The sequence below is a fragment of the Cyanobium sp. Aljojuca 7A6 genome, from assembly GCF_024346455.1.
In the GTDB taxonomy this organism is placed as follows: Bacteria; Cyanobacteriota; Cyanobacteriia; order PCC-6307; family Cyanobiaceae; genus Cyanobium.
Map to the genome: position 1 here is coordinate 46,285 of NZ_JAGQCY010000011.1, position 16,344 is coordinate 62,628.

A 16,344-nucleotide genomic window follows, 5' to 3' on the forward strand; every position below is an offset into this window, starting at 1 on the left:
TCCCCGTTACGCCACCCGCCCCGTCCCCACCATGCGACACCAGTGCCGAGTCCCCCTGTTGGGACGCCCCGCCGACCAACGCAAGGCCATGCTGCGTGGTCTGACCACCCAGCTCATCCGTGAAGGCCGCGTCACCACCACCAAGGCCAGAGCCAAGGCCCTGCGTGACGAAGCCGAGCGCATGATCACCCTGGCCAAGGACGGCACCCTCGCCGCCCGTCGCCGCGCCATCGGCTACATCTACGACAAGCAGCTCGTCCACGCCCTGTTCGACAAGGCCCAGGACCGTTACGGCGATCGCCAGGGTGGCTACACCCGCATCATTCGTACGGTGCGACGCCGCGGTGACAACGCCGAGATGGCAATCATCGAGCTGGTCTGAAAAGGATCGCCCTTTCGCTGCAGTACGAGGGCTCCTCGTTCCATGGCTGGCAGCGTCAGGCCCACCACAGCAGCGTTCAGGAAACCCTGGAGGGAGCGATCGCCGCGCTCGACCCCCATCGCCCCGCCCAGGCGGTGGCTGCGGGTCGCACCGACACTGGCGTCCATGCCGCCGCCCAGGTGGTCCACTTCGATGCCAGTGGCCCCATCCCCGTGGCCCGCTGGGCCAAGGCCCTCAACGGCCGTCTGCCACCCACGATCCGGGTGAGGGCCGCCGCCGAGGTCTCTCCCGACTGGCACGCCTGCTACAGCGCCACCTACCGGCGCTACCGCTACACGATCTTCAACGCCCGCACCCCCAACCTGTTCCTGGCCCCCTGGAGCTGGCATCGCTACCAGTGGCGCCTCGATGAGGCCCGCATGGCCCGTTGCCTGGATGCCATGCTCGGGAACCACGACTTCTCCGCTTTCCAGCGGGCCGGCAGCCGCCGCGCCCATGCCCGCACCACCCTGCAGGAGGTGCGGATCGATCGCCAGGGGGATCTGCTGGTCACCGAGGTGCAGGCCAGTGGCTTTCTCTACGGCATGGTGCGCCTGTTGATGGGGCAGCTGGTGGCCGTGGGGGAGGGACGCCTCGAGGCCGAGGAGTTCCTGCAGCGCTGGCGCAGCGGCGCCCGCCACGCCGTGAAAGAGGCGGCGCCGCCCCAGGGGCTCTGCCTGCTGCGGGTGGGGTACCCGGAGACCCTCTTCCCTGAGGCCGCCTGTTATGATTGTCAACCGCGATTTCTGTTGGAATCGCGCGATCCTCCCGCCGATCCGTTCGTCGGTGATCCGATCGGTTGAGCGGCCTGCAGGAGCCCCGTTCCGTGGCCCCATGCGGAGCACGTCTCTGCCGAATTCGCCGGATCCGGCGACACGGTAGGGTCGAATCTCCCTGTCCCGACCCATCCGGCTGCGATGGGCTCACCCCAAACCGGCCCGCCGGCGCGATGAACAAGACAACCACACCCTCCATTGATTCGCTTGATCGCCAGTGGTATCTGGTCGACGCTGCGGATCAGACCCTCGGCCGTCTCGCCAGCGAAGTGGCCCAGGTGCTGCGCGGCAAAAACAAGCCCACCTTCACGCCTCACCTCGACACCGGTGACTTCGTGGTCGTCATCAACGCCGACAAGGTGCGCGTCAGCGGCAACAAGGCCACCCAGAAGATCTATCGGCGCCATTCCGGCCGTCCCGGCGGCATGAAGACCGAAACCTTCGAGCACCTCCAGGCCCGGCTGCCGGAGCGCATCATCGAGAAGGCGATCAAGGGCATGCTTCCCCACAACGCCCTGGGCCGTCAGCTGTTCCGCAAGCTCAAGGTCTATAAGGGCGCCGAGCATCCCCACGCCGCCCAGCAGCCCCAGCCCCTCGCCCTCGATCCCGCCGCCGCCGCCCAATGACCAGCACCTCCAACCGCGTCGTCTACTGGGGCACCGGCCGTCGCAAGACCGCCGTGGCCCGTGTGCGGCTCGTCCCCGGCAGTGGCAGCGTCACCATCAACGGCCGCCCCGGTGACAACTACCTCAACTACAACCCCGTCTACCTGGCGGCGGTGAAGGCCCCCCTGCAGACCCTCGGCCTCGAAGCCCAGTACGACCTGCTGGTCAACGTGCGCGGCGGTGGCCTCACCGGCCAGGCCGATGCCATCAAGCAGGGTGCGGCCCGCGCCCTTTGCGACCTCTCCCCCGACAACCGCAAGCCCCTCAAGATCGAAGGCCACCTGAGCCGCGATCCCCGGGCCAAGGAGCGTCGCAAGTACGGCCTCAAGAAAGCCCGCAAGGCTCCCCAGTTCTCCAAGCGCTGATTTCCGTCATGCCGAAAGCCGACATCCATCCCACCTGGTATCCGGACGCCAAGGTGATCTGCAATGGGGAGGTGGTCATGACCACCGGCTCCACCCATCCCGAGCTCATCGTTGATGTGTGGAGTGGCAACCACCCCTTCTACACAGGCACCCAGAAGATCCTCGACACCGAAGGCCGGGTGGATCGCTTCATGCGCAAGTACGGCATGGGCAGCACCGATTCCGCCTCCGGAGCCAAGAAGGCCGCCAAGCCCTCCGAAGCTCCAGCTGACGCCGTCGAAGCTGAAACGCCAGTCGCCACCGAAGCCTGAACCGTTCAGCCTGAGATTCTCAGGATGAAGCCGGCCGCCCGAATCGGACAGCCGATTCGGCCCGGTCTTTCTCTCGCCGGGTGCCACCAGCACCCGGCTTTTTCCGTTTCGGGTGCCGCCCATGGATTCCGAGCTGCTGCAATCCCGGCTGGATACGGCCTGCCGCACCTTCCAGACCCTGGAACGCCAGCTGGCGGACCCGGCGGTGGCCTCCGATCCGGCCCGCCTGCAATCGATCGCCAGGGAGCGGTCGCGGTTGGAGCCCCTCGTCAATGATTACCAGCGGCTGCGCAAGCTGGAGCAGGAACGGGAGGAGGCCCGCTGCCTGCTGAAGGCCCACCGCGACGACCCCGCCGCCGAGGAACTGGTGACTCTGGCCAGCGAGGAGCTGGTCAGCCTTGAGGGCCTGATTGCCGCCCTGAACACCCGGCTGACCCTGGGCCTGCTGCCCTCCGATCCCCGCGACGAACGCAGCGTCATGCTGGAAATCCGTGCCGGGGCCGGCGGCGACGAGGCCAGCCTCTGGGCAGGCGATCTGGCCCGCATGTACGAGCGCTATGCCCAGAGCCAGGGCTGGCAGGTTCAGCCCGTCAGCGCTTCGGAGGCCGACCTGGGCGGCTACAAGGAACTGATCCTCGCCATCCGCGGCGATGGCGTCTACAGCCAGCTGAAGTTCGAGGCGGGCGTGCACCGCGTGCAGCGGGTGCCGGCCACCGAGTCCCAGGGCCGGGTGCACACCTCCACCGCCACCGTGGCGGTGATGCCGGAGGCCGATCCGGTGGAGGTGCAGATCGATCCGGGGGATCTGGACATCAGCACGGCCCGCTCCGGCGGCGCCGGCGGCCAGAACGTCAACAAGGTGGAAACGGCCGTCGACCTGCTGCACAAACCCACCGGCATCCGGGTGTTCTGCACCCAGGAGCGCTCCCAGATGCAGAACCGGGAGCGGGCGATGGAGATCCTGCGGGCCAAGCTCTACGAGCGCCAGCTGGCGGAGGCGAATGCCGAGGAGCGCTCCGTGCGCCGTGCCCAGGTGGGCAGTGGCGACCGCAGCGAGAAGATCCGCACCTACAACGCCAAGGACAACCGGGTGACCGACCATCGGCTGGGACGCAATTTCTCCCTCGAGCCCGTGCTGGCCGGCCAGATCGAGGACCTGATCGGCGCCTGCATCGCCGAGGAGCAGCGACAGGGTCTTGAGGCGCTCGCCCTCGAGGCCGCCGGCACCGGTGGATGAGCGGGAGGGCGGTTCAGGCGCCGATGACGTACTTGGCCCACTCCTGGTGCTGGCCGGAACGGATGCGGCGGTTGGCCTCGAAACTCAGGCTGCCCAGGGGGCGGCGGGGCTCCCGGGCCAGGGGCATGCCCGCCTCCCTGGGGGTGCGGTTGCCCTTGCGCACGTTGCAGGGCAGGCAGGCGGTGGTGACGTTCTCCCAGACGTCGGTGCCACCCCGGCTGCGGGGCACCACATGGTCGATGGAGAGCTGCTCGCCATTGAAGCCGCAGTACTGGCAGGCGTGACCGTCGCGGTGAAAGACGTTGCGGCGCGTGAGGGGGAGTGGCTTGTAGGGCACCCGCACGAACTGACGCAGCCGGATAACCGTGGGCAGGAAATGGTCGGGGCGAATGGCCTTTTCAGGGTCGTGCTCCAGCCCCTCGGCCTTCCCCTTGAGCAACATCACCATGGCCCGACGCCAGGTGGTGATGTTCAGCGGTTCGTAGGACGCATTCAGAACGAGTACGTGGCCCATTCCAGTCCGCTGGATACGCGGCATGCTAACGGGATTCCCATGCATTCCATGGTTCTCCCTTCGCACCGGCGTCCATGACCAGCGCCTCGCTCGCCCCCACCAGCGCGACGGAGGAGTCGGCGCAGCCGCGGCAGCGGGCCTGGGTGGAGGTGAACACCGCCGCCATCCAGACCAACGTGCGCGCCCTGCAACGCCACATCGGACCGGCCACCCAGCTGATGGCCGTCGTCAAGGCCGACGCCTACGGCCACGGCGCCCTGCCGGTGGCCCGCGCCGCCCTGGAGGCGGGGGCCGCCTGCTTCGGCGTCGCCACCCTGGCGGAAGGGGTGCAGCTCCGTCGCGCCGGCATCTCCGCCCCGGTGCTGGTGCTGGGCAACCTCACCCAGCCCGAGGAGCTGCGCAGCTGTCTGCGCTGGCAGCTGATGCCGACCCTCAGCAGCATGCGGGAAGCCCTGCTCTGCCAGAACCTGGCCAGCGGCAGCGGCCGCACCATGGCCGTCCAGCTGAAGCTGGACACCGGCATGGCCCGCCTCGGCGCCGACTGGCAGGAGGGCCCGCGGCTGGTGGCGGCTCTGCAGGGCATGGAGGCCATCGACCTGGCGGGGATCTATTCCCACCTGGCCTGCGCCGATGCCCCTCCAGAGGAAGACGACGGCCTCAGCGACCTCCAGCAGCAGCGCTTCGAGAGCGTGCTCACCAGCCTGGCCGAGCAGGGCCTCACGGCCGGCTGCCGGCACCTCGCCAATTCGGCCGGCACCCTGCGGGGGCACCAGCAGCACTACGACCTCGTCCGCGTGGGCCTGGCCCTCTACGGCCAGCCGCCGGCGGCCCACCTGGCCGGCGTGGTGACGCTTCAGCCAGCCCTGCAGATCCACGCCCGCGTCACCCTGCTGCGCCAGGTGGGGGCGGGGGTCGGCGTCAGCTACGGCCACCGCTTCCGCACCCGCCGGCCCAGCCGCCTGGCGGTGGTGTCGATCGGCTACGCCGACGGGGTGCCCCGCCAGCTCTCCAACCGCATGGACGTGCTCTTCGACGGCCGGCGCCTGCCCCAGGTGGGCGCCATCACCATGGACCAGCTGGTGATCGACGCCACCGAGGCCCCCCGGATCGAGGTGGGCAGCCTGGTCACCCTGCTGGGCGAACAGGGTGGAGAGATCCTCAGCCCCCTCGACTGGAGTGAGCGCTGCGGCACGATTCCCTGGGAGATCCTCTGTGGCTTCAAGCACCGCCTGCCGCGCCTGGCGGTGCCCCCCGAGCCCGAAGCCGCGACCGAGCCCTGATAAGCTCTCGTGGCCACTGGAGAGGTGGCTGAGTGGTTGAAAGCGGCTCCCTGCTAAGGAGTTACAGAGGGCAACTTCTGTCGAGGGTTCGAATCCCTCCCTCTCCGTTCCAGGCCCTTCCGGGGCCATTCCGCCAGGTCCGCTCAGAGCCTGGCGACGCCGCTCCGGCCGAGATAGGCCGCGAATCCCAAGCAAAGGCCGGCATTGATCTGGCCCTGGTGGACCAGGGTCCAGCGGCAGAGCCGCTCGAGGTGGGCCCGCCCCCAGGCCCCCGTGAGCACCAGCACCACCGGGGGCAGCAGCGAGGGCGCCAGGGTGACCAGGCTCACCAGCAGCACCAGGCCCGCCAGGGGGACGGCCGCCAGGCCGGAACGGGCCAGGTCCTGCAGCGCCGGCAGGTAGAGCACCAGGGAGGTGAGGTTGCCCGCCATCAGGACCGCCCCCATGGCAAAGGAGCGGGCCAGGGTGTGCCCATCTGGGGCTGGGGACCCCGTGCCAGCGTCGCGGTGCAGGGAGTGGACACCGATGGCGAGCAGCACGGCCGCCAGGACCAGATGGATCCCGGCAGAGACCGGATCGGCACCGGCAGCTGGGCGGACAGGCAGGGATCCCCCTGACCCCAGACCCACCACCGCCCAGCCCCCGACCACCAGGGCGTTACCGGCGGCATAGGCCCAGCTTTGCTTCACGCCGGATCCCGGGGCCGTGAGGAGGCGCATCTGTCCCACCAGCAACAACGGGCTCACCGCCGCCCCGAGGGCGAGCGGGACCACATCGAACGGCAGCGCAGTCAAGGGGCCGGAGCTCTAGGGACCGATCGTAGGCAGGCTCAGGCGTCCAGCAGGGCAGCGGCGATGGCCGGCAGCAGGGTGGCATCGGCGGCCCGGGCCCGTCCCTCGCTGAAGACAACCAGCAGCATCGGGGACTTGCCGTCCACCTCCACATAGGCGGCGTCATGGCGGGCCTGGCTCATCCAGCCGGCCTTGCTCCACAGCCGGGCCCCATCCGGCAGTGCGGCCCCGAGAAAGCCATCCACCTGATTCTCAGGATCGGCGGCCCGCACCTGGGGATCCAGCGAGCGTTCCAGCAGGGCCATCATGCGGTGGCAGGCCGGCGGGGAGACCGCAGCACCTGCCATCACCGCGTGCAGCAGACGGGCCGTGAAATCCGTGCTCAGGCGGTTGCGGTTCTCCAGCTGGGGCCCATAGAACTCTCTCTCGCGGCCGTAGGGCCCCTCTGCCCAGGTCTTCTGGCAGGCGTTCACCCCCATCACCTCGCTCCAGCCGAGGCGCCCCAGCCAGTCGTTGACCACCTGGCGCTGACGACACCAGGCCGCCGCCCGCCCAGGGGGAAGGGACGGTCCACTGGTGGTGCCGGTGAGCAGATCCACCACCAGGCTGGTGGCGTCGTTGCCGGAGTCGCGCACCATGTCGGCCAGGGCTCGGCGCAGCTCCGGCCCCTCCTCGATCAGCTGGCGTTGCAGCCAGGCTTCGGCGGCCACCAGATAGACCAGCTTCACCACGCTGGCGGGGTAGCGCGGCCTCTCCCCCTCCCAGCCGGCACCGGTCACGGTCTGGGCCCAGAAGGCCTCCTGGCCCAACCCTTCAGCCCCGCCCACCAGCGAAGCCCCGTAGCGGAGCCAGGTGATCGAGAGCTGCTCCCCCAGTCCCGGGCGCCCCTCCTGCTCCAGTTGGCCGATGAGCTGGCGCAGGGTCTGGCCCATGGCCGGATCCGGGCTGTAGAACGCCATCAGCGGCGGCACCTTGCGATGGCGACCTTAGGCACCCTGCCGGCGCCCGGCCGTACCTGGACCCTGACCCGGCCGCTGCCGGCCTACAGCCTGCCGCAGGGCCCGGGCCTGGCCACCGAGATCCAGGCCGGCCGGTACCTGAGGGTGCTCGACAGCGCAGGGCCCCGCCTGCGGGTGCGGCTGCACGGAGACGGCTACCCCTGCTGGGTGGAGGCGCCCGCCCTCGCGAGCCACGGGCACCCCGCCCCGCCGCCGCCGCTGCCGCGCCTCGATCGCGACAGGATCGCCGCCCGCCTTGGGGCGGTGCTCGCCTTCGCCGAGGCCGCCCGTCACCAGCCCAACCGCTACCTCTGGGGGGGCACCCTGGGCCCGGACTTCGACTGCTCGGGGCTGGTGCAGAGCGCCTTCGCCCAGGCCGGCATCTGGCTGCCCCGGGATGCCTACCTACAGGAGCGCTTCTGCCGCCCGGTGGCGGTGGGCAGCGGCATCACCAGCCTGCTGCTGCCAGGGGATCTGCTCTTCTTCGGACCCCCGCAGCGCTGCACCCACGTGGCCCTGCACCTGGGCGGCGGCCGCTATCTGCACAGCTCCGGCCGCCAGCATGGCCGTGATGGCATCGGCATCGACGACCTCCATCCCCGCAACCGGGATCCGGTGGCCTGCCACTACCGGGCCGAGCTGCGGGGCGCGGGGAGGGTGATGCACAGCCACGACGGCAGTCCCCTGCCTCCTTGAGCGGGTACGGTGCAGCCTGAGCTGGGTGGGGCCATGGCGGAGACCGCCAGCCTGTCGGTGGTGGTGCCCCTCTACAACGAGGAGGCCAGCGTGCCCCTGCTCGTGGAGAAGCTGCTGGCGGCCCTGAGGCCCCTGGGACGGCCGTTCGAGCTGGTGCTGGTGGACGACGGATCCAAGGACGGTACCCAGGCCGTGCTGCGGCACTTGGCCGGCCAGGTGCCGGAACTGGTGGCCGTGCTGTTACGGCGCAACTACGGGCAGACCGCCGCCATGGCCGCCGGATTTGATGCGAGCGGTGGTGGGGTGATCGTCACTCTCGACGGCGATCTGCAGAACGATCCCGCCGACATTCCGCTGTTGCTGGCCCGCCTTGAGCAGGACGACCTGGACCTGGTGAGCGGCTGGCGGCACCAACGCCAGGACGGCGCCCTCAACCGGCTGCTGCCGTCCCTTGTGGCCAACCGGCTGATCGCGAGGGTCACAGGCGTGCACCTGCACGACTACGGCTGCTCCCTGAAGGCCTACCGACGGGAGGTGGTCAGCGACATGAACCTCTACGGGGAGCTGCACCGTTTCCTGCCGGCCCTGGCCTTCATCGAGGGGGCCCGGATCGGCGAGGTGCGAGTGTCCCACCAGGCCCGTCGCTACGGCCGCAGCAACTACGGCATCGACCGCACTTTCCGGGTCCTGATGGACCTGCTGACGGTGTGGTTCATGAAGCGGTTCCTGACTCGCCCGATGCACGTGTTCGGCTTCGCCGGCCTGCTGGCCCTGGGGGTCGGGCTGGCCATCGCCATCTGGCTGGTGGGCGAGAAGGTGCTGCTGGGGGTCGACATCGGCAACCGCCCACTGCTGCTGATGGCGGTGCTGGCGATCGTCAGTGGGGTGCAGCTGTTCAGTTTCGGGCTGCTGGCTGAGCTGCAGATGCGCACGTACCACGAGAGCCAGGGCCGGCCGATCTATCGGGTGCGGGCCACGCTGCGCGGCGGCGCCGGCTGAACTTTTATGTCACCCCCGCTTCCCTGAGAAGCCAGGCAGGAAGGGGTCCTTACAGTACCGGCGGTTCCTATTGGCCCAAGCCATGACTGGTGAATTTGCCGTTGCCTGGATGCCGTCCGTGCTGGTTCCCCTGGTGGGAATCCTCGGCGCAGCGGTGGCCATGGCCCTGCTGTTCAACGTGATCGAGGCGACCGACTGACAACCGGCCCAGGCCCCAGCGTCACTCGCCTCCCCTTCTGACGACCCCCCGATCCGCCCCCCCATGACCGTGACCCCCGTCGCCGACCCGACCGTCGGCAATCTGGCCACCCCCGTCAACAGCAGCTATTTCACCAAGGCTTTCCTGAACGCCCTGCCGGCCTACCGGCCCTCCCTGTCCCCCAACCGTCGCGGCCTTGAGGTGGGCATGGCCCACGGCTACCTCCTCTACGGCCCCTTCGCTTACACCGGCCCGTTGCGCGCCACCGAGTTCGCCAGCACCGCTGGTCTCCTCGCCGCCATCGGCCTGGTGTCGATCCTGACCGTCTGCCTGTCGATCTATGGAACCGCCGGCAGCGGTCCCAACGTCCAACCCCCTGACGCCACCATCGACAACCCGCCCGCCGACCTGTTCACCAAAGCCGGCTGGGCTGAATTCGCCAGCGGCTTCTGGCTGGGTGGCTGTGGTGGCGCCGCCTTCGCCTGGTTCCTCTGCAGCACGGCCATCCAATCACCGCTGGCCAACATCGCCGGTGGCGTCTGGAGTGTTGGCTGAGCCAGCCCTGAGCACCTGACATCTGAAAATCTGCTCTAACCCTGCCTCGGCAGGGTTTTTTATTCTCCCTGGGTCTGTGTGTGATGCCAGCAGCCAGCACGGCCTGCTGGATGTGGATGAAAGCGTGCGAAAGAAAAGATGGGATCTCACCCCACCAGCCCGAACAGCGACTTGAGGTGGTTGACGTCCAGATTCAGCACCTCACCCTGGCCAATTTCCTGAAGCCCTTGGCCAGGGCAGGCCGGTTGAGCAGGCTGCCGTTGGCGAGGGACTTGGTGAAGCTGGCCAAGCGCAGCTGCCCGTCACGAAGGTGAGCAGCGCTGTGGGGTGCTGCCGTCGTCAAGCACGAACTCGCTGAGGGCCGTGGCCTGCTCGGCGGTCACGAGACAACGGCCCAGGCCAGCTGCCCTCAGGCCAGCAGCTGGATGTCGTCTCCGAGACCGCCCAGCCTGAGCCCCTTGACCCCCTCCAGCAGCACACCCTGGAGGGGGCGTCCCGAGAAAGTGAGGAAGGTGCCGTTCTGGTACTCCGTCACCTGGGCCGTTCCCAGTCCACCGAGCACCTGAAGCTGGTCGCGACCGGCCTCGAAGCCAAGGATGCGATCGACACCCCCGTCCTCCAGCGCGTAGATGACCGCGTCGGCGGCCCCGTCTCCACCGCCCCCGGGGGCACGCAGGTCGATCAGGTCGCCGCCGCTCACCACCACCCGGCGGGCCGAGCCGCGGCCAGCGAAGCGGAAGCTGCCATCGTCGCCACCGCCGGTGAGGCTGTCTTCCCCGAAACCACCGGTCAGGGTGTCGTTGCGGCGCGCGCCGATGAGGGTGTCGCGGCCCTCGCCGCCATCGGCTTGCAGCCGCACGTTCCCCTGGGTCTCGATGCGGTCATCGCCCTCACCGCCGGAGGCGACGGCCGTGCTGAAGCGGCCGTCGTAGGTGGGGTCCCACTGGGAGCCGTTGCCGGACGGCCGTCCATTGTCGGCCAGCAGCACGTCATCGAGGTCAGAGCTGCCCACCGCGGCGAAGCGGAGCACATCGTTGCCTTCCCCGCCCGACGCCGTGGCCGTGTTGGTACGGCTGGCCCCATCGCTGTGGAACAGCCAGGTGAGCGTGTCGTTGCCGGCGCCGAACCCGATCGCACCCCGCTTGGCTCCCACCACCTGGAGATCGAAATCCAGGGGCGGCGCCGTGGAGAGATCCCAGCGGACGTCCACGAAGTTGGCCACCAGCAGGTCGGTGCCCAGGGACGGTGTCCAGTACTCGGAGCCGAGGGTGAGGTTCTTGAGAGAATTCCAGTAGCTGGTGTTCTCGATCCGGGCCCGGGGGACGCTTTCCCCCGGAAGGGTGATCGGGGTGGTCTGCACCGAGCCGAGGGACCCAGTGGCGAGGGGCTGACCCGCTGGGACCGATCCCGGGGGGTTCCCGCCCACTCGCTGGCTGATGGAGAAGCCGGGGCCATTGATCACCGCCGCCTGCACGGCGGCGCCCTCGGCCAGGTCCTCCACCGTGATGGTGAAGGGCCTGTCGTAGCTGTTGCCAGCGCTGTCGTTGACACGCAGGGTGAGGCGGCGCGCTGCGGCCGCCTCGAAGTCCAGCGGGGCGGTGGTCAGCAGGCGCTCGCCGTCAAGGCGGAAGAGGTCGCCTGGGTTGCCGTTCGGCGCGAAGGAGAAGCTGAAGGTGTCGCCACCATCCGGGTCGGTGGCGGAAAGCTCCCCGACGAGCGTGTCGGCCGGAAGGTTCTCCAGCACCGTGCCGCCCGTGAGCGTGATCACCGGGTCGATCACGGAATCACCGCGCACCGCCAGGCTGAAGTCGGCCGAGCCGGTCACCGTCTCGATCGCCCAGGCCGGCTGGTCGGTGATCGGGTCGATCCCGGAGAGCAGGTGGAAGTCACCGATCACCTGGTCGGTGGTGACGGTGAGATCGAGGAAGCCGCGCCGGTTCACATCGGCATAGGCCAAGCCGCCGATGTAGCCCATGAACAGGCCGTCGAGGCCGTCGACGGCGGGGTAGTTCGCCCGGATGTAGGCATCGGCGCCCGGGAGATACCTTTCGAGGCCCGGCGAGGTGACGCCGGGGGTGGCGAATTCCAGTCCGGCCAGGCTGCCCGTCGTCGTGTCGAGCACGCCGGCCCAGGCGTTGTGGGTGTCACCGGCCAGGCTGATCAGCCGCTTGCCAAGGGCCAGGGCGCTCTGCAGGAGCGTCTCCCGCTCCACCCCGTAGCCATCCCAGGCATCAAGGTTGTAGGGGATCTTGCCGGCTTCGGCGAACAGGGCCCGCTCCGCCGCCGTGAGCTGGTCGAAGGGGGTGCCGGTGGCGAGCTTCTGCAGCGGGGCGGCGTACTTGTCGAGCAGGGCAGGATTGCCGGCATCCAGCAGGAGTTCCGCCGGCACCGCCATCGACTGCATCAGCACCTGTTGGCCCAGCACCTGCCAGGCGGCGGCAGAGCCGGCCATGCGTTGCTGCAGCCAGGCCATCTGGGTGTCGCCGATCAGATCCCGGTCGGGATCGCCCCAGGCCTGCTGAACAGTGGACAGCACCAGTTGCTGGGTGACCAGGGGAGCCAGGGCGGCGGCGAAGCCCGGGACCGCCGCGGGGGAGGTCGGCGGGGTGAGGCCCAGCTGGCTCGCATAGGCCGCCAGCTGGGCCGGGTCGGCGAGGATCGCGCCGATGCGGGCCTGCACCGCGGCGGCATCGGGATACTCCAGCTGCTCATCGCGGGCGGTGAGACGGGTTTCAAGGATGTGCAGCGCCAGCACATCGCCGAAATCAAAGGAGCGGTAGCCCTGGGTGAGGGGCGAAAGGGCCGTGGCCCCGTCCCCGCTCTGGCGCAGGCCGGGCTCCCGGATCGGCAGCCACTCGTGGTAGGCCTTCAGGGCGGCGTCGCGCCGGGCGATCCAGTCGCCCTCGGTGGCGCTCTGGTGGTTCTGGGCGCCACCGGCCCAGCTGTCGTTGGCGGTCTCGTGGTCGTCCCAGATGGCGATCAGCGGCGCCGAGGCGCGCAGCGCCTGGAGATTGACATCGGTGTGGTACTGGGCATAGCGGAGCCGATAGTCGTCCAGGCTGACGATCTCGCGGTTGGGCAGGAAGCCACGGCTGCCGGCGGCGTCCTCCGCCTCATTGAAGCCCCCGGGACCGTACTCATAGATGTAGTCGCCCAGATGCACCAGGGCGTCGTAGGGGTTCACCGCATGGATGCCAGCGGCCCTGGCGTAGGCCAGGAATTCCTCCTCGGCGGTGAAGTTGGCACAGGAGAACACCGCCAGCCGCACCGGACCACTGCCCACCGGCAGGGTCTTGGTCTGCCCCACCAGCGACACCGCATCGCCGGAACGGAAGCGGTAGTGGTACACGGTGTCGGCACTGAGGCCGTCGGCCTCCACCTTCACGGTCCAGTCGCGGGCGACGCTGGTGGTGAACACACCGCGATCGACGATCGAACCGGCCTCGAAACCGGCGCTTGTGGACACCTCCCAGTGCACGTCAAGCAGTCCGGCAAAACTCCCGGGCGGTGTGACCCGGGTCCAGAGGATCACCGAATCGGCATAGGGGTCGCCGGAGGCGACGCCGTGGGAGAAGGCGAGTCCGGCGGGCAGCGCCCGGCCCAGGTCCAGGTCCAGCACCAGGGGGTCGTGGTCGGAGGTGCGGTAGGGATCGGGCGCGAAGAAATCGCGGGCCGCCGCATTGCCGTTGCTGTTGGTGTCGAGGTTGTAGTCGCGGAAGGCGCCCTCGGCGGCGTTGATGCTCCAGTCGGTCGCTGCCACCGCCTGGCTCACCAGGGAGGGGGAGATCAGCATGTGATCGAGGGCCCCGCTCATGTCGACCGGGGTGAAGAAGGCATAGCTCGAGGGGGGCTCGGCCGTGAACGTGGGCAGGGCGTTGCGGAAGCCCGCCGCTTCGAACACACCGATCGGGTCCTCCTTGGCGTAGGCATTGATGTCGCCCAGCACCACCCAGTCGCTGTCGCCGTTGCCGGTGGGATCGGTGCCGATCCAGCGCACCAGTTCGCTGGCCGCCGCGGTGCGGGTGGCATTGAAGGCCGCCTGCCCATCCTGTTGATCCAGATCCAGGCCGGTGGCACCGCCACTGCCCTTGGATTTGAGGTGGTTGACGACCACATTCAGCACTTCGCCGCTGGCCAGTTCCCGGAAGCCCTGGGCCAGGGCCGGCCGGTTGAGCGGGCTGCCGGTGGAGAGGGGGTCGGTGAAGCTGGCGGTGCCGAGCACCCGGGCCGCGCCGTTGGGGGCCACGGCCTGGCTGTCGTAGATCAGCCCCACCTTGATGGCGTCGCTGCCGATCAGGCCGGTGGGCACGAAGCTGTACAGGCGCCCCGAGCCACTGGGCTGGGCGGCGTTGAGGCGGGCCACGATCGCGGCGAGGGTGGCGTCGTCGGCATCGTTCTCCAGCTCCATCAGGCCGATCACATCCGCCTGCAGACCCACAAGGGCCGCAGTGAGCTTGGTGAGCTGGCGCTCCAGTTCTGCGGCCGTGTTGGCCCCGCGGGGGGCCAGGTTGGTGTCCGTGAGGGCGCCGCCGGCGTTGAGGGTGGTGAAGGTGTTCAGCACGTTGAAGCTGGCCAGCCGCAACTGGCCAGCAGCGGCCGGGGCCGGCGCCGGCGGGCGGGGGTTGCCGCTCTCGAAGCTGAGCGGCGCCGTGGGCTGCAGCCGGTACTTGCCGAAGTCGAATCCGAGCACCCCTTCCACCGCGGTGATGGTGTCGCCGCGGCGCAGCAGCTGGTCCCGCACCGGCGCCGCCGGGGTGGCCGCCGCCGCAGGCCGGTAGCTGCTGTTGCTGCCGTCGTCGAGCACCAGCTCCCGGCGGGCCGTGGCCTGCTCGGCGGCAAAGGCCGCTGGGCCCGGCTCCATCACGTTGGTGGGCTGGAGCGGCAGGCCGCCGGCACTGAGCTCCACTTCGCCGAAGCGGAACTGACCGAACAGACCATTAACGCTGAGGGTTTCCGGGAAGCGCACCCACATGCCCTCGTAGGGCTCCAGATCAAGGGGGCTGCTGCGTTGGGCCAGCAGATCGGGAATGTCGACCCGTTGCGTGTCGCCCAGGCGGCCCTGGCCTTCCACCGTCAGGGCGCTGACGGACGTGATCGCCGTCTGGCCGAAGCGCTCGGCCACCGTGCCAGTGAGAAGCACCCGGTCACCGATCACCACATCGGCGTTCGTGCCCGCCAGCGGGTAGGCCACATACAGCCCCTCGGAGGTGAGGTCGCTGGTGTCCCAGTCAGCGGTCTCCTCCTGCAGGAAGAACCCACCCAGTTCGGCGGAGGCCTGGAAGTCGCCCACCACCACGGCCCTCAGCGTCACGCTCTGACCGACCAGGGGGCTGCTGGCGCCGCTGCCCTGGACCGCCGAGATCAGGCTGATGCGGTCGTTGTCTTGGATGGTGATGGCCGCACTGCCCGCTCCGCTGGCGATCGCGTGACCGGCAGGAGCCGTCAGCTCCACGACCAGGGTTTCGGTTCCTTCATCGAGGGCGTCGTCGAGAACCTCGATCGCCAGATCAATGCTGCTGGCCCCGGCGGGGATCACAACCGAACTGGGCAGGGTGCTCAGGTCGTTGGCATCGGCAAACCCAGCACCGCTACCCAGAGTGATCGGCACCTCCAGGGGCGCCACCGTGGAGCCGCTGCGGCTGATACGCAGGCTGGCCCCATCACCGGATTCGCTCGCCACGGCGTCGATGGCCTGGATCGAGACCTCCGGCAGCGCCGGTGGCGTCGAGACCGACAGGCGCAGATCGTCGATGGCCAGGCCGTGGTCGTTGCCGGGATCGTTGATCTCCGCCCAGCGCAGCCAGAGGGTGGCGTCGGCCGCCCAGGGGCTGGCGGAGAGGTCGAGGCTGCCGCCCACGCCAGCCACCCGGCCGGCGCCGTTGCCATCGACGGCACCGGCCGTGCTGCCGGTCACCGGGGTGCTCCAGTTGAAGCTGCCGCCCGGGGTGGTCCAGAGGCCCACCTGCTCGAAGCTGGCGCCGAAGCCCCATTGGAGCTCCATCGTGTGGGCCGTGGTGTTGCCGCCGTTGCGCCACTGCTCACCGTTGAAGGAGAGATCCATGCTGGCGATCGCCGCCCCGCTGGCATTGGTGAGTGCCAGGGCGAACCAGCCCGCCGGCGAACCGCTGGAAGGGGAACCGAAATAACTGCCGCCCGACCCGAGCCCCCCCAGGGCCCGGTCGCTGCTGCCCGTCGACCCGTAGCTCACGACGGCGCCGGCATTGCCCGTGCCGCTGTCGGCGTTGTAGCTGATCAGGGCGACGGGTGCCGCCGCCGGCTGGCGGAACAGGTGCCAGCCCGGCAGGGTCACGTCGTTGGACCAGCCGTTTCCGGAACCGGAGAGGGCCAGGGCATCGAAGCTCTGGCTGTACAGGCCTGTGAAGAGGGCTGGCATGGTCCGGGGGGGTAGGCGAGGGGAGAAGGCGGAGACTGGGAGGGGCTCAGGGGGAATCCCAGGGGCTGGTGGAGGCCGCATCCCTGGTGGAAGGAATGGGCCTCGAGGGCACACTCAGGCCAGGGCGAAGTTGGCCTGGTTGT

Annotated in this window: 15 protein-coding genes and 1 tRNA gene; 12 read left to right on the forward strand and 4 right to left on the reverse strand. The window is 69.4% G+C overall.

The genetic code is table 11. The features are described from left to right. Nucleotides 1-31: 31 nt before the first annotated feature. The 6 genes from rplQ (at nucleotide 32) to prfA (ending at nucleotide 3,775) form a co-directional block, all read left to right on the forward strand. Nucleotides 32-382, forward strand: a complete 351-nt coding sequence (rplQ, locus tag KBY95_RS10835; protein ID WP_015109423.1) for a 50S ribosomal protein L17 — start codon at nucleotides 32-34, stop codon at nucleotides 380-382. Beyond that, the gene (gene truA, locus KBY95_RS10840; RefSeq protein WP_254965059.1) at nucleotides 379-1,224 is read left to right on the forward strand and encodes a tRNA pseudouridine(38-40) synthase TruA; all 846 of its coding nucleotides are present in this window, start codon (nucleotides 379-381) and stop codon (nucleotides 1,222-1,224) included. Before rplQ ends, truA begins: the two co-directional genes overlap by 4 nt. Before the next feature lie 146 nt (nucleotides 1,225-1,370). Then, nucleotides 1,371-1,823 (forward strand): 50S ribosomal protein L13, encoded by a 453-nt coding sequence (gene rplM, locus KBY95_RS10845; protein ID WP_254951710.1) that lies wholly within the window; start codon nucleotides 1,371-1,373, stop codon nucleotides 1,821-1,823. Beyond that, nucleotides 1,820-2,227: a 30S ribosomal protein S9 gene (gene rpsI / locus KBY95_RS10850; protein WP_254965021.1), complete on the forward strand. Its 408-nt coding sequence runs from the start codon at nucleotides 1,820-1,822 to the stop codon at nucleotides 2,225-2,227. Before rplM ends, rpsI begins: the two co-directional genes overlap by 4 nt. 8 nt (nucleotides 2,228-2,235) lie before the next feature. Further along, entirely contained in the window at nucleotides 2,236-2,538 is a 303-nt protein-coding gene (gene rpmE, locus KBY95_RS10855; RefSeq protein ID WP_254965022.1) for a 50S ribosomal protein L31, read from the forward strand. A gap of 121 nt (nucleotides 2,539-2,659) precedes the next feature. Continuing rightward, complete coding sequence (gene prfA / locus KBY95_RS10860; RefSeq protein ID WP_254965023.1) at nucleotides 2,660-3,775, forward strand: peptide chain release factor 1; 1,116 nt, start codon at nucleotides 2,660-2,662, stop codon at nucleotides 3,773-3,775. A 13-nt stretch (nucleotides 3,776-3,788) separates the two neighbouring features. Here prfA and KBY95_RS10865 read toward each other — a convergent pair whose 3' ends face one another. Beyond that, on the reverse strand, nucleotides 3,789-4,289 hold the full coding sequence (locus KBY95_RS10865; protein ID WP_254965024.1) for an HNH endonuclease: 501 nt from the start codon (nucleotides 4,287-4,289) through the stop codon (nucleotides 3,789-3,791). A 74-nt stretch (nucleotides 4,290-4,363) separates the two neighbouring features. On the opposite strand from KBY95_RS10865, the gene alr reads away from it, so the two are divergent. Both alr and KBY95_RS10875 read left to right on the forward strand, forming a co-directional pair. Then, nucleotides 4,364-5,569 (forward strand): alanine racemase, encoded by a 1,206-nt coding sequence (gene alr / locus KBY95_RS10870; protein WP_254965025.1) that lies wholly within the window; start codon nucleotides 4,364-4,366, stop codon nucleotides 5,567-5,569. An 18-nt stretch (nucleotides 5,570-5,587) separates the two neighbouring features. Then, nucleotides 5,588-5,676, forward strand: a tRNA-Ser gene (locus tag KBY95_RS10875). Between the two features lie 36 nt (nucleotides 5,677-5,712). On the opposite strand, the gene KBY95_RS10880 is transcribed toward KBY95_RS10875, so the two are convergent. After that, nucleotides 5,713-6,363, reverse strand: coding sequence for a GAP family protein (locus KBY95_RS10880; RefSeq protein WP_254965026.1), 651 nt, complete (start codon nucleotides 6,361-6,363; stop codon nucleotides 5,713-5,715). A 35-nt stretch (nucleotides 6,364-6,398) separates the two neighbouring features. Then, nucleotides 6,399-7,319: a serine hydrolase gene (locus KBY95_RS10885; RefSeq protein WP_254965028.1), complete on the reverse strand. Its 921-nt coding sequence runs from the start codon at nucleotides 7,317-7,319 to the stop codon at nucleotides 6,399-6,401. Between the two features lie 18 nt (nucleotides 7,320-7,337). On the opposite strand from KBY95_RS10885, the gene KBY95_RS10890 reads away from it, so the two are divergent. The 4 genes from KBY95_RS10890 (at nucleotide 7,338) to KBY95_RS10905 (ending at nucleotide 9,807) form a co-directional block, all read left to right on the forward strand. Beyond that, nucleotides 7,338-8,054 (forward strand): C40 family peptidase, encoded by a 717-nt coding sequence (locus KBY95_RS10890; RefSeq protein WP_254965029.1) that lies wholly within the window; start codon nucleotides 7,338-7,340, stop codon nucleotides 8,052-8,054. Between the two features lie 33 nt (nucleotides 8,055-8,087). Beyond that, entirely contained in the window at nucleotides 8,088-9,053 is a 966-nt protein-coding gene (locus KBY95_RS10895) for a glycosyltransferase family 2 protein (protein WP_254965030.1), read from the forward strand. Nucleotides 9,054-9,135: 82 nt separating this feature from the next. After that, nucleotides 9,136-9,252 (forward strand): photosystem I reaction center subunit VIII, encoded by a 117-nt coding sequence (locus KBY95_RS10900; RefSeq protein ID WP_254951695.1) that lies wholly within the window; start codon nucleotides 9,136-9,138, stop codon nucleotides 9,250-9,252. A gap of 63 nt (nucleotides 9,253-9,315) precedes the next feature. After that, complete coding sequence (locus tag KBY95_RS10905) at nucleotides 9,316-9,807, forward strand: photosystem I reaction center subunit XI (protein WP_254965031.1); 492 nt, start codon at nucleotides 9,316-9,318, stop codon at nucleotides 9,805-9,807. Nucleotides 9,808-10,216: 409 nt separating this feature from the next. On the opposite strand, the gene KBY95_RS10910 is transcribed toward KBY95_RS10905, so the two are convergent. Beyond that, nucleotides 10,217-16,201, reverse strand: a complete 5,985-nt coding sequence (locus KBY95_RS10910) for an ExeM/NucH family extracellular endonuclease (RefSeq protein WP_254965032.1) — start codon at nucleotides 16,199-16,201, stop codon at nucleotides 10,217-10,219. Nucleotides 16,202-16,344: the final 143 nt, after the last annotated feature.